This is a genomic window from Acidobacteriota bacterium (genome assembly GCA_040754075.1).
GTDB lineage: Bacteria > Acidobacteriota > Blastocatellia > UBA7656 > UBA7656 > JBFMDH01.
Genome location: JBFMDH010000038.1, coordinates 13126 through 34462, shown reverse-complemented (window position 1 = coordinate 34462; position 21337 = coordinate 13126). Strand labels below are relative to the sequence as shown.

The window sequence follows — 21337 nt, the reverse complement described above, 5'->3', positions numbered from 1 at the left end:
TGTTTTTCAGAAATGCGTCAGCAGTTGACCAATCAATTCGGATAAGGTTCGCCTTCTTTAACGACGCGAATCTGATGGTCAGTGAATTTGAAATGCGAACCAGGCAATTCGATTTTCGGCATATGGCAACTTGAGCATTTGTTTTTGCCGACCGGACAAGCCACCGCAAGGCGCTTCGTTTCTTGCGCGAAGCCCGCTTTCACAGACTTGTTTTTCGGGTTGTGACAGGCTGTGCATCTGGCGTCGTAATAGGCGATGTCATGTTTGCGCCCTTCGTGCGGGTCGTGACACGCCGTACAACTGATGCGTTTGTCTTCGGTGTCATAACATTTGCTGTTGGTCAGGCGATAGGGTTGAAAGCGTACATTCAACACGCCTCTCAGCCCCATCAAGACAACCTGTTCCCACGAACGATGACACGCGCCGCAAAAATTCGACATGCCTTCGGTATCGAGCCGGTCGGGATTGAAGATGAGTTTCTGACCTTCTGCGCCTGAACTGACCGCTGCAACATGTTTTTCGCCAGGCCCGTGACAGGATTCGCAAGCCACGCCTTCGATAAAATTGTCGAGTTGAAATTTTGCGCCGTTTACCGCGCCGGTCGTATGACAGCCGAAACAGTTGCGCGTCTCTTCGGAACTCATTTCACGCCCGACGGCTTCATCCAGGGTTGCGGGCGGCGTCGGCAAATGCCCCATCGTAAAATCCAATCCGCGAATGTCGTTATAAAAACTCAAGCGGCTTTCATAAAAACGATTTTTGTATTGCAACACGTAAGTTTGCCCGGCTTCGCCATTGCCAAAACAGTAACGCACCGGCACCGATACGGTGTTCGTTCCATCGCTTACGCTGTAGTTGATTTGATTGCCTTCGCGGGCGATTTGATAACTGTATTTGCCATTGCGAAAAGTCAGGTTTTTATTGATGCGAAAGACTTCATTGTTTTCGGCAAAGGTGAGCGCTTTGCCCATATGTGTATGCGGTTGGGTTTTGGCTTTGGCACTGTGACATTCGGCGCAAACTTGGGTGCCGACATATTTTGCTTCGGTGGCTTGATTCGGCAGCCATCCCGGAACCGTCATTTGCTGAGGCTGGCGCGCAGAAAAGGATTGCAGCGTGACTCCTGAAATAAGCAAGCCGAGCGCGACACAAATTTGCAGAATCTTTTTACGACTCATGAAAATGATTTCCAAAGTTTGACTTGTCGGGTGCAAGCATCATAACCGAGCCATTTTTTTGCTGCAACGGATTGCCGCAGCGCACGCCAGAAGAAAATTGCCGAATGAATAGTTGTTGATTAAACAAATTTGATTTTGCCAATTAGGAAATGACAAGCCAAAGCGATGACCAGACCGCCCGCGACATCAATGAAAAAATGCTGTTTGGTGGTCAGTGTTGAAAGACTAATAAAAAGCGTCCACAAAATAATTGCTGCGCCAAATTGATGATTCTCTCGCCAGACGCCCGCCGCTGAAAGCCAGGCGAGCGAAATGTGCAAGGACGGAAAACAGTTGGTCGGCGCATCAATTGCGTAGAGCATAGCGAGGGCTTCGCGGGTTAGCCCCACATCGTTTAATGGCAAACGCGGAATGGTTGTCGGGTAGATGAAAAAAATGAAAAACGAAAGCAGGCTTGCAAAATTCAAGGCATAAAAGACGCGACTTAAATTTTCCCGGCTTTTTAACAGCGCAATATTCAATGCCAGCAACAGGAATTGCGAATGGTAAATCCACACTGTCCAATCTATGAAGGGAATCCTCCGGTCAATAGTTGAAGGCGAGAGCACGACCGGCGTTTGCAAATGCACATTACCCGTCAATGTGTAAAGCAAAACAAAACTCACATAACTGATCGCCGCCACCCACCACTTATATTTGATTTCGATTACCGGTAACTTCATCAGGCGACTTGGTGTTCGGGTTGGGTAATGCGTTCAGGGAGTTGGGCGAGTTGAAAAGCTTTAAGCCGCGCTTGTTTTTCGCGAATCTCTTTACGGTATCGACCTCGGAGGATTTTCCAAAACATTATATTCAGACACCGCGATGCGCGAATCGAAAACACCGCGTCCTGCATATCGATATAACTGCGCTCGAAAAGCAAATGCCCGATAAGCCCCACCAGTTGCGATGAAGGCAGTAATAACAGCAACCAGTAATTTTTTAAGGCAAAGGCTAAAACCACTAAACCATAAAAAATCACCACACCCACAGCATGCAAAAAAATGTTTGCCGGATGCTGATGCTTCAACACGAAAATATCCCAGTAATCGGTGAAGGGGTGTTCAGGAATCTCCCGACTGATGCGATTGCGCCGTTTCTGCTTTTCCAAATTTACGGAAGGCAAAGTTTGCGTGAGCACGTCGCCCAGAGGTTCCCTGCCTGAAATTTCTCTCGCTTCGCCATCTTTAAAAACGCGCGCGCCGTTTATAAAAACCGCTTCAACGAGGCGTTCATTGCCGCGTTTCACCATACGCATTGCGCCGTCCAGGACAGGGTCTTCGATAGCGACCTGTTCGGTGATGGGCGCTTTTAAAAATTCAGGATTGATTAATAGAAAATCGGCTTTTGCGCCTTCGCGTAAAACGCCCGTGTCCAGGCGAAACCACCGGGCTGGCTCTCCGGTCACCCGCGACACCGCTTTTTCGGGCGACATAAAGCGAGTCTGCACCGCCTGTTTTAAAAGCGAAATCGCGCCGTCGTAATATCCCAGATTTTGCACGTGCGCGCCGGCATCGGTGAAACCCGGCAAGACGAATTCCTGCGCCATCAAGTTCAAGCGTTCTGTTAAGCGGTCATTTGCGCCGGTCGTTACCCAGCGCAAATCCGTGTCATAGGTTTCCAGCAGTTCAATAAAGAAATCAACCGCATCAACATTTTTTTCACGCGCTGCCTCGGCAAACGTTTTGCCTGCAAGCGTCGCATCGGGAGCGCGCACAATGGTCATTAACGCGAGGTTTCGATGAAAAGTGTTGCGGAAGCCATTTGACCATTGATGTTTGAACGCTTCACGAAAGCCCGGTGATTGCCAGAGCATTTTTCGCGCGTCGCGGGTGTCGCAATCGTTCAAGCGCACCCCGCAGGCGAACTCTTCAAAAAGCGGTGTAACCGCGCCATCCGAATAAACCGTGAACGGTTCGGTCAAGGTTTGAAAACGGATATTGCAGCCGAGAATTTTATTCAAGAAAAAGAGCATCGGTCGAAACACCCGCCAGAGCCTGCGATTGGCTACGGAATCGAGCGCCGCTAAGATGGTGATTCGCAACTGTGGGCGCTTTAAACTCAGGCGCAAAATATCCAGAAGCGAGCGGTGATTTTGCGGATTGGGCGTAACTTGAAAAACCGCGTCGTGTTGGCGACAGACATCGGCAAGGCAGGCGTACTCACGGAAGTCCGCGTGTTGCGAAGGGATGGTTCTGCCGCGGAATTCTCCGCTCATCATATGCCACGGCACCATGTCAATCGAGATGCCCGTGAAACCGGCTCCCAGAGCCAGTTTGGCGATGCGGCGCATTTCCGCAAGTTCGGCGTCGGGGGCTGTATCTTTCAAACTGCGTTCCAGTCCCATCACCTCGGCGCGAAGCGCGCTATGCCCTAACAGGGCAGCGACATTGACTCCGAGCGGCAGTTGTTTGAGATGCGCGAGGTATTCCACGGGCGTTTGCCAGTTCATCGAAGCGCCGAGCCATTTTTGAATTAAGACGGGCGAAAGGGTTTCGACACGTTGAAAAATATCCGCAAGGGTTTGCGGTTTGCCGAGCGCAATCGAGAGGCTGCAATTGCCGATGACTACCGAAGTGACCCCGTGACGAACCGATTCAATCAAGGACGGAGCAATTTCCAATTCGAGGTCATAATGGGTGTGGATGTCAATAAAACCCGGGGTCAGCCAACGCCCGGTTGCCTCAATGATTTCTCGCGCCGATTCAGCGATATTTTTTTTAATGATTGCAACTTTGCCCTGAACGATCCCGACATCGCTTTGCACGGGCGGCGAACCCAGACCATCAAAGAGCAGCGCGTTTTTAATGATAAGGTCGAGCATGGGAGATTAAGCCACAGCGTATTCTGTGTGTTGCCGCGCTTCGGGTGAATGAAAGGCTAAAACGATGCGATCTTTGGGAATGCCTGCCGCTTCCAACTCCCTGGCAATACCCTGTTCAGTGCCGTCGCGTTGAATCCACAACTTGTCATTGATGATGTCTATGTGAATGAGACAGCCATGCACTCTCCTTTTATCCCAGCCGACATTGACAAGCAGATAATGATCGCCTTCCCTATCAAAAATTGTTTGCGTTTGAATTTCTCCGTAAGCGTAAGGGATGCGCGCATATTCAGTGAGTACCTGTTCAATAATCCGGCGATATTCAATCAAATTATCCATTTCAAAACTACCTCCTCGTGTTCATCGAAAATCAAAAGACGAAGATGTTGGGTATCCAAAAGTAATTTACCAATTGGCTCTTCAAACACATCTTGCCAAGTCTCTTCACGCACTGCCAAATATAGCGCGCGTTCCGGTTCGATTCTACACAAGACTTCGTGGTAAACGATATATTGACCGATAGCATTTTCAAGATCATTCATGCTTGATGCGCTTAGAAAACTTTTGACTTCAACAGCAATTCGGGTACTGTCTTTTTCCGCGCCAAAAAATTGCTCCGCGCCGAGATCAACATACATATCTTTGAGACCCCATTTGAGTTTTAAAGGGTCATGAGTAATTGTCCAGCCATCTTTCATCAACGCGCGTTTTACTTTCTCATGATAAATATCTTTTGCTGGCATAAAAACTCCACGCGGTTGTTTTCCTGGATTATATCACTCGTGAATTTCTTCGGATTAATTATGAGGCGCTACTTTTTACCGCGTAAGAACCAGGCGACAAGGAAACCGATGAGCAAGCCGCCGAGACCCGCCCCGATGCCGACTTTCGAGACATAACTTTTTGCCGCATCAGTGACCGGATTATCTAAAATATTGGCACCAATGTGCAGGTTTAAAATTTTCCATTTGCCATTTTCTTTAATGACGGTCGCCGTCCAGCGGCTTTTCATGATGCGCGTGTCACCGTCGCTGAAATTATAGGTGTCGGTTGAGGTGCCGTGACTGAGACCAACATTATCGCCAACGAATTCCGTTAGCGCGTCGGCTTCGGGGTTGAAGTTGATGCTTTTTAAAGGTGCCTGATTACCGGTAAACAACGCGGCAAATTCTTTTTTGAAATCATCGAAATTGGTGAAGAGTTTCTGGTCAACCGTAGTAATGGAAAATTTTTCGGCAAACAACGGTTTGAGCGCGTCGAAATTTTGGGCGTTCACCGTTTCTCTGGCATTTCTCAACAACGCGCGCAACTCTTCGTGGTCTTTCTCGCGGTCTGGCGCGGTTGGTGTGGTTGGCGCGGGTTGTGCGCCTGGTTGCGTGGTTGGCACGGGTTGTGAAGTTGACGTGGCAGGTGCCGCGTTGCCGGGTTTCTTATCGCCGATTACTGCGCCTTGAGCGAATATGTTGATATTGATAATCAGTAAAGCGAAACTCAATAAAAACAGTTTGATTTTCACGTTGGTTTCCATAAATCCTCCGCAATGGTTTTTCAATAGTGATGGGTTGTTACGCTTGAAAAATGCAATGAGAGGTTAGCAGTTTTTCTTTGAATTTCAAGTTAGAGAGCGAATGATAGAGACGAATAGTGATTTGATTGCCGATTATTTTTACTGTTCTATCGCCAGACCATTAGCTTGCATTTGCCGGTTGAACTGCCCTGGGAAAGTCACCTTGAAAAATAGAGCCGCAGTTTTCCGTAATAATTTTTCGGATGCGAATTCCTACTGATTACGCAAAACATAAACAATTATTCTGCGCTGAGCGAACTGTTCAACGCCCCACGTCTATCTGTCGCTTGAGAAAAATAACGCACCAGCGCCGAACGATAACGGTCGGTTTTATCTATCGTGGCATTGGTTGGCGGATTGCCGCGTTCACTGAGCAAAATAAACGCGATACGAAATTCTTTCGGCGCAATTGCGGCGTCGGGAACTCGCTCGCCTTCGTAAGCGATGACCTGATTAAGCGACACCGTTTTACGCTCACCGGTTATGGAAAAATTAGCGGCGGGTGAAACGATTCTGAGAGCTTCTTTTAATTGCGCATCGCTGACTTCGATATAAGCGAGGTCGCGCACTTCGTCTGCCGAGCGAAGTCCCATCAAATACTGGTCGAGTTCGCTGAAATAATTGGCGGAGGTTTCAAGGGTTCTGAAAGTTCCCGCGGTTCCGTCGCTCCAGGCGTTGCCTTCCATCAAGGATGAAAAACTGCCGCTGTCATTGGTGCGCGTATCCATGAAAAAACTCCAGTGATTCAAATCGCGCCCCAGCAAATCATCTTTCACGCCGCGATTGGTATTGAAGCGAATGTAAGATGTCCAGCGATGCGCCTGTTCGTGACAGGTGATGGCGACCGCCGAAAACAGCCCGACCATATTGGCATTGGGGTCATCAATCCAACTGCGAACCACATCGCCCATCACCACGATTGACGAAAGCCGCGAGGCGCTGCCATAAGGGTTGCCTTTGTCGAATTGTCGTATGCCGATGCCTTGAATGTCGTTGCGAACTACAAATGAAGTTGCGTACCCGGGCCCGTTGTCGAAAGCGAAATCCGTCCACAGATAAACCGTGTCGAATTCATCCGGGAAGGCGCTGTAAAAAGCGCGTGTGAGCGCCGGAATATCCAGGCGTTTTTGAACCGAGAATGATTCAAACACCGGCGCGTCGAGGTGTTGATTTTGCGCTGCTGAAAAATCAATGGGCGCGGCGTCTGAAGCGGAATTACCGGCTGAGAGTCCTATCAAGGCGTTGCGGGCTTTCACTTTTTTGTATGCGAAAACGATGCGCCCGTCATCAAAGAGCGCGAGTTGAAAGGTGCTGATTTCGGCATACTGCGCCTGTGGCGCTTTGTTCCAGGTGACGAGGTGGTGGTCGCTCAAGCGGTTGTAAAAGATGCTGCCGCGATTGGTAAAATCCAGGTCAGCCCAGAGCGGCGCGAGGCGCGGCAACTCTTTGGCGAGCACGGCTGCCGAGGTTCTTGCGGTGGTGTCGCCGCGATTGAAAGTCACGAAACCATTGGTGCCGATGAAAATTTTGTCGTAAGCGGTGTTGAAAAAATTGAATGGCGCAGAGGCGATAGAGATTTCTTTGTAGCCGTTGTTTGCGCCCTCCATCGGCAAATCATCAATGCCTGAGTAATCGTTAATGCGACTGCCGAAATTATCATCGAACTGCGTGCCGCCGATGGTTAAACGATAGCCATTGCCGTCGGGTGTGAAAACCAGCGATTTGTTTTTTAAATCAAAACCATTGGGCTGCATGATGATTGAGCCATCGTCTTCAATGAGCGCAACATCGCCGCGCGTTTCCACACGCGCCACGCTTGGCAAGGTCATTGCATTGAGATGGGTTTTACCGCGCCATTGATTTTCACGATGAACATTCAGGGCATTTTCCGCGCCATACCCGTCAAAGCCACAATTCAACGAGCCGTTATTTAGTGGTGCAATGGTTTGCGGGCTTGATGGCTTGTGTGTATCAGCTTGTAAACGTGGAAATGACGAACACAGGAAAATTACGAAGAGTGCGATGAGCACCGGACTTTGATAAAACTTTTTGTTCATACGAATGCTTGAACGTTGAAAGATAAAACGCGATTAGCATAACACAGGCTCAATTCATCGCGCGCCGAAATTCAATCTGAGTCCCACGCGAGCTAAGATGGGCGGTCCCAATGTTCTGACCGGGGTTCGCCCGATGTCATATTTCTGGTCAAAGAGATTTTCAAATGCCGCAAAAACTTCTACGCCTTGTGTCAGGCGGCGCGACGCGAATAAATCAAGGGTGAAGAATTTGTCCAGTTCAAATAAATTCTGGTCATCATCGAATTGCGTACCGATGGCGCGTCCTTGAACGCCTACCGTAATAATCGACGGATTAGCGTAACGAAATTGAAAAGTCATTTGATGGCGCGGCACCTGTGGAATCCATAAACCTTCAAGTGAGCGATTCGTCGGAAAGCGTCGTACTGTGGCATCGGCGAAGAGATAGCCGCCGGTAATGGCAATGGAATTCGTCAGTCGCGCTTCGGCTTCAAACTCAACGCCGCGTGAACGTGTGCGTCCGAGATTTTGCCGCTGTCTGGTAATCAAATCGGGGGTCACCGAGCGCGTCACATTGGCTACCGGTCTGATGATTTCCGTCCAGAAAAATGTGCCGCGTAAATTCATTCGCTGTTTGAAGGCATTGAGGTTTGCGCCCGCTTCACCGCCTGTGAGTCTTTCAGCCTGCAAATTACTGTTGGCTTGCGTGAGAACATTGCCGACGCGAAACGAGCGGTACAATTCATTCAAGGTCGGCGCGCGAAAGGCGCGATAGCCCGACACAAAGAGCGAAACATTTTCATGCGCTTTATAAAGCAAAGACAATCGCGGGCTGAAGGCGGTTTCCGCGCGGTCTTTAAAAAATGTTGGAGTGACGACTGCGGTTGCAAACACACGACTGGTCGAAAGCCCGTCATAATTGCGCCAGCGGTCAACGCGACCGCCAATCGTCGCAAAAAATTTATCGGTGAGGCGAATGATGTTCTGCCCGTAAATGCCAAAGATTCGTTGACGCCCGCCTGCGCCGACCGCCGAGGTGATGCGCCCGCCTGCGAAAACCAGTTCATCGCTTGCGCCGCGCACTTCGCGAAAATCGAATCCCGCAACTAAGGTTTGCCGGTTGCCCGCCGCGCGCGACCAACCCGACGTAAAGCCGATTTGTTGTGCAGGCGTGCGCTGGTCGCGGGTTAAGTTTTCGCTGTTGCGATTTGCAGCAATTGCCGAAAAGCTCTGATTGTAAACCTGTGTGCTGCCATAAGCGCGAATGAGCAGTGCGCCGACGGTTACCGACCTCCAATCGAAACCGCTTGCGAATTGCCTGATGTGGGTGCGATTGGTCTGCAACGGGGTGCCGTTTTCACGCGATTCGCCGAATACCGAACCGCGAATGAAGACCCGTCCTTTATCCGCAATGGAGCGTTCAAGCGTTGCATCGAGAGTTGAAAATTCCGCGCCCGCTCTGGTATCGACGCTGCCGCGTTCATTTTCGTCAACCAGGATGTAACCATCGGTATGCAGAGCCTGACCGGAAATTTGCGCGCCGAATTTGCCGAACCGCCCGCCCGCAAAAAATGAACCGCTCGGCGTTTGCTGATTGCCGTAAGCGGTCTCTAACGAAAATGCCGCGTCGTGATTTTCGCGCGGAATAAAATTGATGACGCCGCCGAGCGCATCCGACCCGTAAAGATTGGACGCGCCACCGCGCACCACTTCGATGCGGCTTACCTCTTCGCGTGGCACACGTCCCCAGTAAATCCACCCGCCGAACGGGTCATTGAGCGGAATGCCATCGGTTAAAATCACTGCGCGGCTTGCACCGCTTGCGCCGACTCCGCGAAACGATACGCCCTGCGTCGTCGGGTTCGCGGTGCGACTACCGGAACGGCGGAACAAGGAAAAGCCCGGCACTTGTCTTAATGCGTCATCGAGCATGAGCGCCGATGTCGTTGTCAAATCTTCCGTTGATAAAACGGCGACGCTGGTTGCGGTTTCACTCACTCGCGTCAGCGTGCGTTCAGCGGTAATCGTAACTTGTTCGGTGACTGATTCGGGGGTAAGCGTGATGTCGAGGTTGAGGTTTTGTTGCAGATTGATTTCGCGTGAAACCGCTTTGAAACCGCTTGCAGAAATCACCAGCACATATTTTCCTGCGACACTTTCCTTGAATGAAAAATAGCCGTCCTGATTGGTCGTTGTCGCGTCAAGTTGGGAACCGCGTTCTGTGGTTCGGCAACTCACCTTCGCGCCGACAATCGCCGCGCCGGTCTGGTCAAGAACGCGACCTTCGATTTTAAATTTGGTAATTTGCCAGGCGGCGGCTTGAACGGTGAAGATGAAAATCATCAAGGCACTAAAAAATGCAATGCGGATTTCTCTTCTTTTTGAATTGGTTTTGAGCGGTTGTCGATCAATCATAGGCATTATTTGACGCATTTCGTTCCGAAAAGTCAAAGCACGCTTCACCTTGAAATATGGAAGCGTGCAGCTTTGACGTGGAAAGGTCAGCGGAAGTTACGAAATTAATTTTTAGAATGGTCGTGGGGCTTTTTCTTTTCCAGTTCGGCTTTTGAAAGCGGCGCGGTTTTAAAGTCGAAACGCAACAACTCAATCGGTGACTGACCGGCATTCATCAATTGTTGCGCCTGATTTGCCGCAACCCAGGTCGATTGTCCCATTTCTAATTTCAGGGATGATGATTTGCCTTTCACCTTGCTTGCCTTGAACATTGCGGGAGTTAAAGCAATCAGCAAGCCCGGTTCATTAGCACGGGTGTTGACGTCCAGAGTTTTGCCCGCTGCGCAAACCAATCGCGTGATGCGCACCTGTTCGTTTTCAAATTGGACTTTCTGAAAATTTTCGCCTTCGGGATAGGCTTCGCGAAAATAGCGACCATACAGGCTCTTGTCATTCACCGGTTCGGTTTTAAATTCGACTCGCAGAAAATCGCTCGGCGTGTTCGATGGATTTTCGACTTCGTGGATTTCCTGAACCGCTTTGTACAATCGAAAACTTCCGGCTTTGGTCGCCGGTCGCTTAATCGCGCCATACTGTGCGCCGATGTGTTTGAAAATGACCGGGTCACTGTCATTCAAATAAACATAAGCCGAGGCTGTAGCTGTATGCGCGTGCGCCGCGAGTTTTGCATTCGCCGGGTAATGAACGCGGGTGACTTTGACATAGTCATTTTCAAATTGCAGTTTGTAATTTTCCGGCAACGCTTTCAACGGGTCTTGCGCAAAGGCGGTGACCATCACAAAGCAAAGAAGAGTTATCAGGGTCAAAATTTTCATATCGTTCTTTCCTTATTTAATCTCAGAGGCAACCGCAAGATTGACCTCTAGCCTTACAAACGGCAGCTTATTGAAAAGGACGCAAAAAAAGTGGCTGGTTGAAAAAAAAATTTGAGCCTCAACAGGTGTAAGGCTTTTTACACTGGTAATCCTTGACCTGTCCGCGACAGTCGAACTCAAAATGGCAGCACTCGGCAATCACGGCGCGCAGTTGTTCGCGAGCGCGTTGCACACGCGATTTCGCGCCCGAAAGCGAAATTCCGAGACGCCCGGCAAGTTCTGTCTGGGTGATGCCTTCAAGGTCAGCCAGCGTCAAGGCTTCGCGATATTTTTCCGGCAAACGCTTGAGCATCGGTTGCAGACAAGCAGCAATTTCGCTGATGACATTTCTTGTTGAAACGGTTTCGGCGAAATCTTCGGGCAAATCGTTTGCCGTATCGAGACTGACATTCGGTTGATGGTTGCGATAATAATCGATAATCGTATGGCGCGTGACCTGATAGACCCAGGCGTAGAGATTGCTGTTTGGGGCGAGGCGTTCAATGTTGCGATGGATTTTAAAAAGCGCATCCTGCAACAGGTCTTCGGCATCGGCAGCGTTAGGAACGCGACGCACAATGAATTTTTTTAAATCAACAGTCAATTCATTCCATAATATGTCGCGCGAAATTTCCGCTTGTGATTGCATTCGTACCCTTCACCTCAAAAATTTATTTTGCTCAAATACTAACGCTCCCGTTCAGCGGGGCCGCGAGCGGCACTGAGGAAATGATGAAAAACTTACTTCGCGAACTCTACTGCAACGGGTTATTGGGCAGCCTTTGATGGGTTTAGTATCTTTCTCCACCGCAATAGTCTGGTTGCGGTAAATCACGCCCCAAATATGATGCTATATAGTCAATCGCTGTGGGAGAATGTCCCCTCTTTGTCATCGGGTTTCTTCCTGTTCGTGCTGCATTTTCTATCAGAATTCGGTGCGAGCCTTTGATGATGTCCAGTATTTCTTCAGGCTCCTCGTCAAATATGTCGCATACCATTGAACAGGGGACACTCTTATAAACTCCTAAACGGGGATCGTTTTCGTTCTCCTTTAAGCCAACTCTGTCATCTTCCCTCAGTTCTTCCGGTAGTGTATCAAGATCAAGTAAGCAGTGGATGAAATTTGAGAAAAAAGCAAGCACTTCGATCTTTCCGACATTGAGCCGCAAAAAGTCCTTACTCAGAGTCAATCCCCAGCGGTCTGGTGAGAGGGCATCTGCAATAGCGATTGAATCAGCTAGAAAATTTAAAGAGCAACGTTGGGCTGCATCGTCTGGGAACAGGCTTTGAATTACCTCAGCAACTGAGCCTTGATTATCTCTATCTATAGCCATTCATCCTCCTTCTTGCTGTGTCAGACATTGAACTGATTGAACGACGGTCAGGACGCCCAACTATTATTGGCTGGATGGAATGCCTGATAGGTCGCTAACGAAACAAGCGAACCGGCGTTCAGCTTTTTATTTTGTTGATCAACAGACGCCTCGAGTCAAATTGCAAACTAATCCGCGTTGGTGATTTTTTTTGCCATATCGCCGACGCGAATCGTGCCTCCGCAAATGACCTTGGCGTTAATGCCGCGCAGGTTGAGTTCTCTACCCAGAGGCGAATTGACAAATTTCTGAGCATCGACGCCGAAACGTTCGACAAATTTTTTACAGCCGGTGTGCGGCTCGGCAGTGACTTCGACGATTGCCGAACCAATCGCCAGCCGTGTTCCCGGCGGCAAATTGCTTTTGCTTAAATCGAGGTCAACGAAAAGCTGATCGCCCGCCAGTTGCCAGCGCGATTTGTCCTGTGCAATGAGGGCAATCGCCCGCGCATTCATAATGTTGATTTGCATATCGGGATGCGGAGAATTATCCGGTGTGCGCGAACTACTGCGCGTTTGCCAGTTGTCGCCAAGGAGTCCTTCAATCGTACAGAGTTCGCCTTCCGGTAAAATTTCGCGTTCACCGATTTGCGGTCGTCGGACGATTAATTCCAATCGACCTTCATCTCTGGGCGACAGTTGAATGGTTGCAAGCCCCGCCTGCAAATCTTCCAGGTTTAAATGGGTCATCACTTTTTAATTTTTCCTTGTGTTCATTTAATTCGGTTTTCAGGAATTACCTGATGGGCTTACGAGCAAAATCCATCAGCCGTTCGGTGAAATATCAAACCGCTAATTCGTTTAACTCAAGTGAGCGGTTTGGCAATGCTCCTTCGGCGCATTCCGCATCACAGGCGTTTTGAATCAGTCATCCTATTTTTTATAACTGACGCGCCAGATTTTACCTGCGCCATCATCTGTGATGAGCATCGAACCGTCTTTTAAAACCAGCAGCCCGACGGGTCTGCCCCAGACTTTGTCTTGGTCTTCGCCGAGCATCCAGCCTTTGACGAATTCATCATAGCCGCCTACGGGTTTGCCGTTTTTAAATTTAATGCGAATGACATTGTAGCCGGTGCGCTTGTCGCGATTCCACGAGCCATGCAAAGCGGCAAAAGCATCGCCCTGATATTCTTTGGGAAACATTTTGCCTTCGTAAAAAACCAGACCGAGAATTGCCGAATGCGCCTGAATCAAGACATCGGGCACGGTGGCTGTTTGCACAAGGTCAGGTCGTTCACCTTTGCGGCGCGGGTCTTCGTTCTGCCCGATGTAGGAATAGGGCCAGCCATAAAAGCCGCCTTCTTTGACGGACGTTACATAATCGGGAACCAGGTCATTGCCAATCAAATCGCGCTCCTGCACCGCAACCCAGAGTTGTTTGGTCGTCGGATTCCACGCCAGTCCCAGAGGATTTCTCAGCCCGCTGGCATAGATGCGCGAGTTCGTGCCATCGGGATTCATTTCGGAAATCGCCGCGCGCATCGGCTCTTCGCCCGCATTGACATTGGATTTCGAGCCGACCGTAACATAGAGCTTTTTGCCATCCGCGCTGAAAATCAGATTGCGCGTCCAGTGTTCGCGGTAGCCGTTCATTGGCAAACTGGCGATTTTTTCGGCTTCGCCTTCGGCTTTAGTCTGCCCGGATTTGTATTTGAATCGCACCACGGCATCGGTGTTGCCGATATACAAAAAACCATTCTGAAAAGCCATGCCGAAAGGTCGCGAAAGTCCCGTAGCAAAAATGAACCGCTCGTCGGCTTTGCCGTCATTATTGCTGTCGCGCAGGATAGAAATCTGCCCTTTTTCGGATTCGGCAACAAACACATCACCGTTTGGCGCAAGCTGCATCCAGCGCGGCTTGATTAAATCAACGGCATATTCGCTGACGATGAAACCTTTGGGCGCGATGAGGTCTGCGCCTTCGGGTCGCGGAATGATTTTGGAAAAATTAACCGGACCGCGTTGCACTTCGGGCGGCGGCAAATCTTTCAAGGTAATGTTGTAGTGGTTGAGCTGGGCGCTGTCTTGAGCGGGCGCAGGTTGTGAACTTTTTTGCGTTCCCTGAGCGCAAGCCAGTACGGCAATAACCAATACTAAAATGCTGAAGGCAACCGGGGATTTGGATTTGCGAATCAATGAGGCGAACATTTTACTCTCCTTGCTCGAAACGTTTTGAAATTTTTTACCACTGGGGAACCGTTTTACTTCACCGGATATGAATTGAGTTTATGGCAAAGACCGCAAACTCTGCCACGCGAATTTTGATTTTACGTTGGTCATGCAACTTTTAACCGCAATCGGATAAAAACCACAAAGACACCAAGGCACGAAGTTTCACGAAGGCACTTGGTGTACCTTTGTGCTCTTTTGTGGCAAATCGTTTTTGAAGGGAGGAATTCAACAAAAGGTATAAATTTTTACGAACGTTGCGCGGTGCCTTTGTACATTTCCGCCAGGATGCGCGGGGATTTTGGCATCAGGAAACGTTCAAGGTTGGTGATGGTAAAACCGTTCGCTTCGATAAGCGCATCAATCTTGCGATTCATATTGCAACCGACGCCGACGATTTTTTGCAGAGGGTTATACCGGTCTTGCCGCCGGGCGGTTTTTGCGTCGTCGCTGCGCCCGTGCTCGAAAAAAATATACTGCCCTTCGGGTTTCAGTACCCTACGCATTTCGGCAAGCGCCGCATCTACGTGTTCAATCGAGCAGAGCGTAAAGGTCGTCACCACGGAATCGAATGTTGCATCATCGAAAGGCAAATGTCCCGAAGCATTAAGTTGAAAAAATTCGACCGGCACATTGGATTTTTCGATGCGTTCGGCGACGCGCCTGGCGAGCATACTTTCGGGGTCAATCGCAGTGATTTGCGTGACCGCTTCGGGATAGTAAGGCAAATTCAAGCCGGTGCCGAAACCGATTTCAAGCACCTTGCCTTTTGCCTCCGCGAGCGCGCGCCGCCGGTATTTGCCGAGTTGCGGATTATTGAGCGTCAGGTCAAGCAGACGCGGAAAAATATATTTTGCGTAAATGCCCATAATGAATAAGGCAAAAGGCAAAAGTAAAAAGGCAAAAGTAAAAAGTTCGGAATTTATAAAGCGTTAATTACAAATGTCATTTTTGCCTTCTTACTTTTTGCTTTTGTTTTTTTTACTTTTGCCTTTCCTATTTCTTTTCCAGTTTTTGCGCGAGCAGCCAGTTGAAGAATTCCGGTTCAGCGTAAGCTTTTTCCCACGAATTGTGATTGACGCCTTCGTATTCGGTGTATTTGACGTTGCCGCCGGTGGTTTTCAAAGCTTCGTTCATCTTGCGCGATTCGGTCACCGGAACGACGGCATCAACCGCGCCGTGAAAAATCCACACCGGGGTTTTGCCGATTTTTTGCGCAACCGGGGTGTACGGGTCTTCGCCGTCGGTTGCCGGAATTTTCAGTTGATCGGCGATTCTTTGCGGAAGTCGAACGCCGCCGCAAATCACCGCAATCGCCGCGAATTTATTGGGATTTGCCGAGGCAATCGCCCACGAACCGTAGCCGCCCATCGAAAGCCCGGTTAAGTAAGTATGCGTCGCGTCGCCGTTAAATTCTTTGCTGGCGAGTTCAAGGGTTTTAAGCGCCATCGTTTGCATTTCGGGTTCACTCCACCAGCGATTTTTCGGGCATTGCGGAAAGACGATGAGGCATTGGGCGCGGTCTGTGTAACGACGCACAGCGGTGCCGATGCCGACTTCGGTTTGAATGATGCCGTCGCTTCCGCGTTCACCTGCGCCGTGCAGGAAAAGCACAACGGGCAATTTCTTTTTCGCATTCCAGTTGAGCGGCAAATAGACTTGATAGCGATATTCATTCGCGCCGATTTTTGCGGTGCGATTTAAAAAACCGGTTTCGCTTTTCGCGTGTATCGCCGTTGCCGAGACCGTTAAGAAAGCTAAAGTGAAAAGGAGATTTTTATAACGGAACATAACGCGCTCCTGGTCGTTGAATTTCACTGCGCGATTACTCTACAAACCGGCGCACCTAAAATCAACGTGAGATTGCCTGCAATGAATTGATTTATGGATATATCCGCGTTAGCATTTTGCCGCGATTTATTCGGCGCAATGCCGAAGCGGTTCAAAGTTTCCAACCTTACAATGTTCAGGAGGTCTTATGATGCGTTTTCGTCACCTTCCAATTTTACCCATTCTGGTTTTGGCTTTCGGGTTATCAACTGCGGCAATTGCGCAAGACCGCGCCAAACTCGAACAAGAAATCGAGGCTTTGAAACAACAAATCAGAGAAAAAGAGAGAGAATTTCTCGAACCTGCAAAAGAAGATAAAGCGGCTTTCGCTGAGTTTCTTGCTCAATCCGACAGAGGCATGTTTCGCTTGATGCCGAGAGAAAAATATCGAGACAAACTATTGATTCGTGAAGGCGGCGCATACTATTCGTTTACGAGGTTGGTTCATGAATACGGTAATGGGTCGGACATCAGTCTGGAACAAGGAAGACTTCAGGCAGGATTTTTAGGTGCGGGTTTCGGTTTCATTACCATGATTGGCGATGTGCCGCTTGATGAAATAACCCTCACGCATCCGGCAGTCGAATTCTTAGCGAATTTCAATGCGCCAACCGCTGAACCACAGGCGCGCGAACAACAGCACATCAGCGGAACCGGGATTGCCGTTCAAGGTTTTAATTACAGCCGTTATGTGGGAGCAAGAGTCAATCGCACTTATGTATTGCGTTCCATTGATTATCATCAATCGGATGTACTGGTTGCTTTCCGCGTGATTCGTCAGGATGCCGACGGCAGCTTAACGATTATCTGGAAGATGCTCAAAGATTTTCCCACCCCCATTCTTGAGCGAAAATAAAGTTATGATTGGTTGAGTGTCCACCTCAGTGAGCACTCAACCTGCTTTTCATTTCGCATGGCGGTCTAAATAATCGAGCAAGACATTTGCCATCACTTTCACGCCAACGACCAATGATTGTTCATCAACATCGAATTCCGCCGTATGCCACGCCGCAGTAATCCCACGCGCCTTATTGCCGACGCCTAAAAAATAAAAGAAGCCGGGGACGACTTGCTGATAATAAGAAAAATCTTCGGCAGGCATAAACGGTTTTGGCGCAATCGTATTGGTCGCGCCAACAATGCGGCGAATCGTCGGCAAAGTTGTTTCGACGAGCGCCGGGTCGTTATAGGTTACGGGGTTGGGGTTATCGAATTGCAAATCGAAAGTTGCGCCATAGGATGAGGTGACGCCCGCGAGGGTTTCGCGAATCAAAGTCTGAGCGCGTTTGCGGGTTTCTTCGCTGAGCGCGCGCATGGTGCCGGTCATCTTCACTTCGTCGCCGATGATGTTGTAGCGGTCGCCGCCATGAATCGTGCCAATGGTTAAAACCAGCGGGTCGAGCGGGTCTGTGCGACGGCTGCGAATGGTTTGCAAAGCGGTGACACATTCGGCAGCAACGACGATGGCATCGACGCCGAGGTGGGGTTGCGCGCCGTGCGATTTTTTGCCGCGAATGGTAATCAAAACGCGGTCGGATGACGCCATTGCCGCGCCCGAATGATAAGCGATTTGCCCGGCTTCGATGCTCGGCATGGTATGCAATCCGAAGATGGCTTGCGGGCGCGGATTTTCCAGAGCGCCTTCTTTAATCATTAAATTCGCGCCCCCTTCTTCGCCGGTCGGCGCGCCTTCTTCAGAGGGTTGAAAGATGAATTTAATAGTGCCGGAAATTTGCTCGCGCATCTTCGACAAGACTTCGGCAACGCCGAGTTCGACAGTCATATGAACATCGTGACCGCAGGCATGTTTGACGCCGGGGTTTTTCGATTTGTACGGTACATCGAGGGTTTCCTGAATCGGCAACGCATCCATGTCTGTGCGCACGGCAACCACGGGTCCGGGCTTTTTGCCTTTCAGTAAAGCGACGATGCCGTGATGCGCCACACCGGTTTTCACTTCATCAAAGCCGAGGGCGCGCAGGCGTTCGGCAATGACCTGTGCGGTGCGGGTTTCGCGATTTGAGAGTTCCGGGTGCATGTGAAAATCGCGGCGCGTTTCGATGAGTTTGGCTTTCGAGGCTTCAACGGCTTGGGCGATTTGCTGTTCGCGTGTTTCAGCAGAAGTTTTCTTTAAGGGTTGATTGGCGGCAAAAGAGCTAAACGTAAGTAAAAAGACCAGAGCAAGAACGATGCTTTGTTTCATGAGAGTTCTCCGATTAATTGATGAAAAAGTTGGCGCGAGATAGATACTTGAATTTATCAGCAGTGTCAACGATGGGCGTCAATGCAAAATGATTCAAGGGACAATCATTGCTCAAAGTTTCAATGTTGATTTCCCGGCGGATGAAGGCGGATGTTCAACTGCCAACATCGTTTGCTGATATGAAATTTGTGAACTGGTTTGACCAGGAGCTATTTGCGCAAATCCGCTTAATCGGCAATATCCGCCGGGAATGTTCATTGATACCTGGCTCATTGGCATTTTTGTAGAAACTTCCCGATTTTTTGCTGCTCCGGTGAACGCGGTAACTGGCTATCTCATCTTTGTGTATGGCAAAATGCTCATTTCCCGAAGACAATTTAAGGAGCGCATAAATTAAAATGAAAAAATTTGTCTGGCTTTTGTCGCTGCTGTTATTGATCAGCAGCGCCGGTTTTGCCCATTCCAAAGCAACGAAAGCCTTAACTTCTGCGACAGCCCAAGCCACCAAAGAAATTGCCCCCGAAGCGGTGCCGCGCATTTCGGTTGATGAATTGATTTTATTGATGGCGAAAAAGAAAGGCGCGTTTGTGGTTATCGATGTGCGGGCGCTTGATACCTACAGCGATAAAATTCGCGGCGCCTTGCAAATTCCTTATGACCAGGTCGAAGCCCACTTGAAGGAGATTCCGCGCAACAAACAGGTCATTCTCTATTGCGCCTGACCGAGCGAACACACCAGCGCCGGTGCGGCGATTAAACTCCTTCAACTCGGTTATAAAAATGTCAAAGCCTTAAAAGGCGGTTGGGCGGCGTGGTTACAAGCCGCCGGCGCTACCGAACAAAAACAGTAAACCAAAATCGCATCGTTGCTTCTTCGTTGAACGATGCCATACCTTTCACCAAAGATGATAATCGTCAATCGCAATCAGGCTCGCATCATTGAAACCGCGCATGGCAGCGCGCTTCGCCCGCTCATTGACCGCACGACTTCAACGATTACGCAGTGCAGTCTTGCCGAAGAGCTATTGCCGCCGGGCGCTGCCGTCACTGCGCATCACCATCGCGAACTCGAAGAAATTTATTACCTCATCGAAGGCAAAGGCTTGATGACGGTGGGCGATGAAGAAAGGGAAGTCGGCGCGGGCGATGCGATTTATGTTCCGCGCGGGGCAAGACACAGGTTGAAAAATATCGGCGATGAACCCATCAGATTATTGGTCGCCTGCGGTCCGGCATTCTTTTACGAAGATGAAATCAAGGAAGATAAACCTGTAGCGATTGACAATTTTTAAATCGCGAAGCTTTCTAAAATCCGCAATCCGCAATCCGCAATTTCTACATTCCCGGCGGCACATAGTGAATGTAGGTATTGAGCATTCTCAGTTCATCGGCTTTTTCATCAACATCGACGAGCAGCAAATCGCGCAGGGAAACCAATCCTAAAAAGCGATTGCCTTCAAGCACCGGCAAATGACGACTGTTGGCTTGACGCATTTTGCTGATGCCCTCTTCGTGCGAATCATCAGGGCTGCCGGTAATCAGTTCGACGGTCATCACCTCGCGAACCCGTACTTCTTTGGGGTTGAGTCCACGGGCAATGACCCGTTTCATCAAATCGCGTTCGGAAAACAATCCGACGATGCGGTCGCCTTCAGCAATCGTGACCGCGCCGACATTGCGCGAAACCATATACTCAACGGCTTCCTGCACAGAGGCATCCGCCGCTACGGTGTACAAATCTCTTTTGGAATCTTTGACGATTGCGCCGAGCGTTTTCATGTTCGCACCTCCCGCCCTACAACGCAGGGCTTGCAAAAAGATTGAAATCAAGGTCGAGCAGCTTTTGCCGGAGATTAGGGAATGTCGCAAAAACCGCGACCGGTTTGCAGTTTATCGTTTCACTGTTGCATTAAAAGAGCGTTTGTAAAAGTGCGGAAACCCGTTTGAACCTGATGGCAAAATCTAAACATTGATTGTCGAGGTTGTCAATTTCACGCCGCCTCGAATGGTTTGGCATATGCTAAACTACAGCGGTGAACAAAGAGCAAATCAAAGCGATTCTGGAAAGCGTGCGCCGGGGACAAGTAAACGTCGAAGAAGCGACCAATCAATTAACCAACCTGCCTTATGAAGATTTAGCTTTTGCCCGCGTAGACCATCACCGCGAATTGCGCATTGGCTTTCCCGAAGTCATCCTTGGGCAGGGCAAAACCGCAGAACAGATTTGCCAAATCGCCGAGCGCATTCTTGCCAACAGTCACAATCTGTTGATTTCAAGAACCGATGAAGCGGTCTTTACACAAATTCTCAAGCTTGCGCCCGAAGCCGAATTTTCCCGCCAAGCGCGAATGATTTCCGTGTTGCGCGATAGGACGGAACGCGGCGCAGGGGTGATTGCGGTCATCTCTGCGGGCACTTCCGATATTCCGGTTGCCGAAGAAGCGGCAATTACTGCAACGGCGATGGGCAATCGCACGGCGCGTATTTACGATGTTGGCGTCGCCGGCATTCATCGCCTGTTTCGCGCCCGCGAAGAATTTGCCGACGCGCGGGTGATTATCGTAGTCGCAGGGATGGAAGGCGCGCTGCCGTCGGTCGTCGGCGGATTGGTTTCGGTTCCGGTGATTGCCGTGCCGACGAGCATCGGCTATGGCGCATCGTTTGGCGGCGTAGCGGCGCTTCTGGGGATGCTCAATTCCTGTGCTTCAAATGTCGCGGTAGTGAATATCGATAATGGATTTGGCGCAGGGTTCGTGGCGAGTTTGATTAATCGAAAAAAATAAAATT

General features: G+C 49.8%; 21 protein-coding genes. 4 read left to right on the top strand and 17 right to left on the bottom strand.

Annotated features, from left to right (window positions below; all coding sequences use genetic code 11):
- Nucleotides 1–32: 32 nt before the first annotated feature.
- From AB1757_27445 to AB1757_27375, 15 genes are all read right to left on the bottom strand, one after another.
- A complete protein-coding gene (locus tag AB1757_27445; protein MEW6130795.1) occupies nt 33–1178 on the bottom strand; it encodes a multiheme c-type cytochrome in 1146 nt (381 codons plus the stop codon).
- A gap of 119 nt (nt 1179–1297) precedes the next feature.
- Complete coding sequence (locus AB1757_27440) at nt 1298–1900, bottom strand: phosphatase PAP2 family protein (protein ID MEW6130794.1); 603 nt, start codon at nt 1898–1900, stop codon at nt 1298–1300.
- Nucleotides 1900–4041, bottom strand: coding sequence for an amidohydrolase family protein (locus AB1757_27435; GenBank protein MEW6130793.1), 2142 nt, complete (start codon nt 4039–4041; stop codon nt 1900–1902). Before AB1757_27435 ends, AB1757_27440 begins: the two co-directional genes overlap by 1 nt.
- A gap of 6 nt (nt 4042–4047) precedes the next feature.
- A complete protein-coding gene (locus AB1757_27430) occupies nt 4048–4380 on the bottom strand; it encodes a XisI protein (protein MEW6130792.1) in 333 nt (110 codons plus the stop codon).
- Nucleotides 4368–4784: a XisH family protein gene (locus AB1757_27425; GenBank protein MEW6130791.1), complete on the bottom strand. Its 417-nt coding sequence runs from the start codon at nt 4782–4784 to the stop codon at nt 4368–4370. Before AB1757_27425 ends, AB1757_27430 begins: the two co-directional genes overlap by 13 nt.
- A gap of 68 nt (nt 4785–4852) precedes the next feature.
- A complete protein-coding gene (locus tag AB1757_27420) occupies nt 4853–5569 on the bottom strand; it encodes a nuclear transport factor 2 family protein (GenBank protein MEW6130790.1) in 717 nt (238 codons plus the stop codon).
- A 278-nt stretch (nt 5570–5847) separates the two neighbouring features.
- Nucleotides 5848–7665, bottom strand: coding sequence for a hypothetical protein (locus AB1757_27415; protein MEW6130789.1), 1818 nt, complete (start codon nt 7663–7665; stop codon nt 5848–5850).
- A 54-nt stretch (nt 7666–7719) separates the two neighbouring features.
- Nucleotides 7720–10059 (bottom strand): TonB-dependent receptor, encoded by a 2340-nt coding sequence (locus AB1757_27410; protein MEW6130788.1) that lies wholly within the window; start codon nt 10057–10059, stop codon nt 7720–7722.
- Between the two features lie 104 nt (nt 10060–10163).
- Nucleotides 10164–10934, bottom strand: a complete 771-nt coding sequence (locus AB1757_27405) for a hypothetical protein (protein MEW6130787.1) — start codon at nt 10932–10934, stop codon at nt 10164–10166.
- A 118-nt stretch (nt 10935–11052) separates the two neighbouring features.
- The gene (gene sigZ, locus AB1757_27400; protein ID MEW6130786.1) at nt 11053–11622 is read right to left on the bottom strand and encodes an RNA polymerase sigma factor SigZ; all 570 of its coding nucleotides are present in this window, start codon (nt 11620–11622) and stop codon (nt 11053–11055) included.
- A gap of 142 nt (nt 11623–11764) precedes the next feature.
- On the bottom strand, nt 11765–12307 hold the full coding sequence (locus AB1757_27395) for a hypothetical protein (protein MEW6130785.1): 543 nt from the start codon (nt 12305–12307) through the stop codon (nt 11765–11767).
- A gap of 167 nt (nt 12308–12474) precedes the next feature.
- Nucleotides 12475–13035 carry an MOSC domain-containing protein gene (locus AB1757_27390; GenBank protein ID MEW6130784.1) on the bottom strand — a complete coding sequence of 187 codons (561 nt, stop codon included), beginning with the start codon at nt 13033–13035 and terminating at the stop codon, nt 12475–12477.
- Between the two features lie 183 nt (nt 13036–13218).
- Nucleotides 13219–14496: a sorbosone dehydrogenase family protein gene (locus AB1757_27385; GenBank protein MEW6130783.1), complete on the bottom strand. Its 1278-nt coding sequence runs from the start codon at nt 14494–14496 to the stop codon at nt 13219–13221.
- 269 nt (nt 14497–14765) lie between these two features.
- Nucleotides 14766–15386, bottom strand: a complete 621-nt coding sequence (locus AB1757_27380) for a class I SAM-dependent methyltransferase (GenBank protein ID MEW6130782.1) — start codon at nt 15384–15386, stop codon at nt 14766–14768.
- Nucleotides 15387–15513: 127 nt separating this feature from the next.
- Nucleotides 15514–16308 (bottom strand): alpha/beta hydrolase-fold protein, encoded by a 795-nt coding sequence (locus tag AB1757_27375; protein ID MEW6130781.1) that lies wholly within the window; start codon nt 16306–16308, stop codon nt 15514–15516.
- A 187-nt stretch (nt 16309–16495) separates the two neighbouring features.
- On the opposite strand from AB1757_27375, the gene AB1757_27370 reads away from it, so the two are divergent.
- A complete protein-coding gene (locus AB1757_27370; protein MEW6130780.1) occupies nt 16496–17203 on the top strand; it encodes a hypothetical protein in 708 nt (235 codons plus the stop codon).
- 48 nt (nt 17204–17251) lie between these two features.
- Here the strand turns inward: AB1757_27370 and AB1757_27365 are convergent, their stop codons facing one another.
- A complete protein-coding gene (locus AB1757_27365; GenBank protein MEW6130779.1) occupies nt 17252–18550 on the bottom strand; it encodes an amidohydrolase in 1299 nt (432 codons plus the stop codon).
- Nucleotides 18551–18948: 398 nt separating this feature from the next.
- Between AB1757_27365 and AB1757_27360 the strand changes: the two genes are divergently transcribed.
- Entirely contained in the window at nt 18949–19401 is a 453-nt protein-coding gene (locus AB1757_27360; protein ID MEW6130778.1) for a rhodanese-like domain-containing protein, read from the top strand.
- A gap of 33 nt (nt 19402–19434) precedes the next feature.
- Nucleotides 19435–19842, top strand: a complete 408-nt coding sequence (locus tag AB1757_27355; protein MEW6130777.1) for a cupin domain-containing protein — start codon at nt 19435–19437, stop codon at nt 19840–19842.
- 43 nt (nt 19843–19885) lie between these two features.
- Here the strand turns inward: AB1757_27355 and AB1757_27350 are convergent, their stop codons facing one another.
- Nucleotides 19886–20329, bottom strand: a complete 444-nt coding sequence (locus AB1757_27350; GenBank protein MEW6130776.1) for a CBS domain-containing protein — start codon at nt 20327–20329, stop codon at nt 19886–19888.
- Nucleotides 20330–20583: 254 nt separating this feature from the next.
- On the opposite strand from AB1757_27350, the gene larB reads away from it, so the two are divergent.
- Nucleotides 20584–21333 carry a nickel pincer cofactor biosynthesis protein LarB gene (larB, locus tag AB1757_27345; protein ID MEW6130775.1) on the top strand — a complete coding sequence of 250 codons (750 nt, stop codon included), beginning with the start codon at nt 20584–20586 and terminating at the stop codon, nt 21331–21333.
- The last annotated feature ends 4 nt before the right edge of the window (nt 21334–21337 follow it).

Excerpts from the sequence above, each read along its gene's own strand:
- AB1757_27375 (MEW6130781.1), bottom strand. The coding sequence starts at position 16,308 with ATGTTCCGTTATAAAAATCTCCTTTTCACTTTAGCTTTCTTAACGGTC.
- AB1757_27390 (MEW6130784.1), bottom strand. The coding sequence starts at position 13,035 with ATGACCCATTTAAACCTGGAAGATTTGCAGGCGGGGCTTGCAACCATT.
- AB1757_27395 (MEW6130785.1), bottom strand. The coding sequence starts at position 12,307 with ATGGCTATAGATAGAGATAATCAAGGCTCAGTTGCTGAGGTAATTCAA.
- AB1757_27425 (MEW6130791.1), bottom strand. The coding sequence starts at position 4,784 with ATGCCAGCAAAAGATATTTATCATGAGAAAGTAAAACGCGCGTTGATG.
- sigZ (MEW6130786.1), bottom strand. The coding sequence starts at position 11,622 with ATGCAATCACAAGCGGAAATTTCGCGCGACATATTATGGAATGAATTG.
- AB1757_27430 (MEW6130792.1), bottom strand. The coding sequence starts at position 4,380 with ATGGATAATTTGATTGAATATCGCCGGATTATTGAACAGGTACTCACT.
- AB1757_27385 (MEW6130783.1), bottom strand. The coding sequence starts at position 14,496 with ATGTTCGCCTCATTGATTCGCAAATCCAAATCCCCGGTTGCCTTCAGC.
- AB1757_27410 (MEW6130788.1), bottom strand. The coding sequence starts at position 10,059 with ATGATTGATCGACAACCGCTCAAAACCAATTCAAAAAGAAGAGAAATC.
- AB1757_27350 (MEW6130776.1), bottom strand. The coding sequence starts at position 20,329 with ATGAAAACGCTCGGCGCAATCGTCAAAGATTCCAAAAGAGATTTGTAC.
- AB1757_27415 (MEW6130789.1), bottom strand. The coding sequence starts at position 7,665 with ATGAACAAAAAGTTTTATCAAAGTCCGGTGCTCATCGCACTCTTCGTA.
- AB1757_27405 (MEW6130787.1), bottom strand. The coding sequence starts at position 10,934 with ATGAAAATTTTGACCCTGATAACTCTTCTTTGCTTTGTGATGGTCACC.
- AB1757_27380 (MEW6130782.1), bottom strand. The coding sequence starts at position 15,386 with ATGGGCATTTACGCAAAATATATTTTTCCGCGTCTGCTTGACCTGACG.
- AB1757_27420 (MEW6130790.1), bottom strand. The coding sequence starts at position 5,569 with ATGGAAACCAACGTGAAAATCAAACTGTTTTTATTGAGTTTCGCTTTA.
- AB1757_27440 (MEW6130794.1), bottom strand. The coding sequence starts at position 1,900 with ATGAAGTTACCGGTAATCGAAATCAAATATAAGTGGTGGGTGGCGGCG.
- AB1757_27445 (MEW6130795.1), bottom strand. The coding sequence starts at position 1,178 with ATGAGTCGTAAAAAGATTCTGCAAATTTGTGTCGCGCTCGGCTTGCTT.
- AB1757_27355 (MEW6130777.1), top strand. The coding sequence starts at position 19,435 with ATGCCATACCTTTCACCAAAGATGATAATCGTCAATCGCAATCAGGCT.
- AB1757_27365 (MEW6130779.1), bottom strand. The coding sequence starts at position 18,550 with ATGAAACAAAGCATCGTTCTTGCTCTGGTCTTTTTACTTACGTTTAGC.
- AB1757_27435 (MEW6130793.1), bottom strand. The coding sequence starts at position 4,041 with ATGCTCGACCTTATCATTAAAAACGCGCTGCTCTTTGATGGTCTGGGT.
- AB1757_27370 (MEW6130780.1), top strand. The coding sequence starts at position 16,496 with ATGATGCGTTTTCGTCACCTTCCAATTTTACCCATTCTGGTTTTGGCT.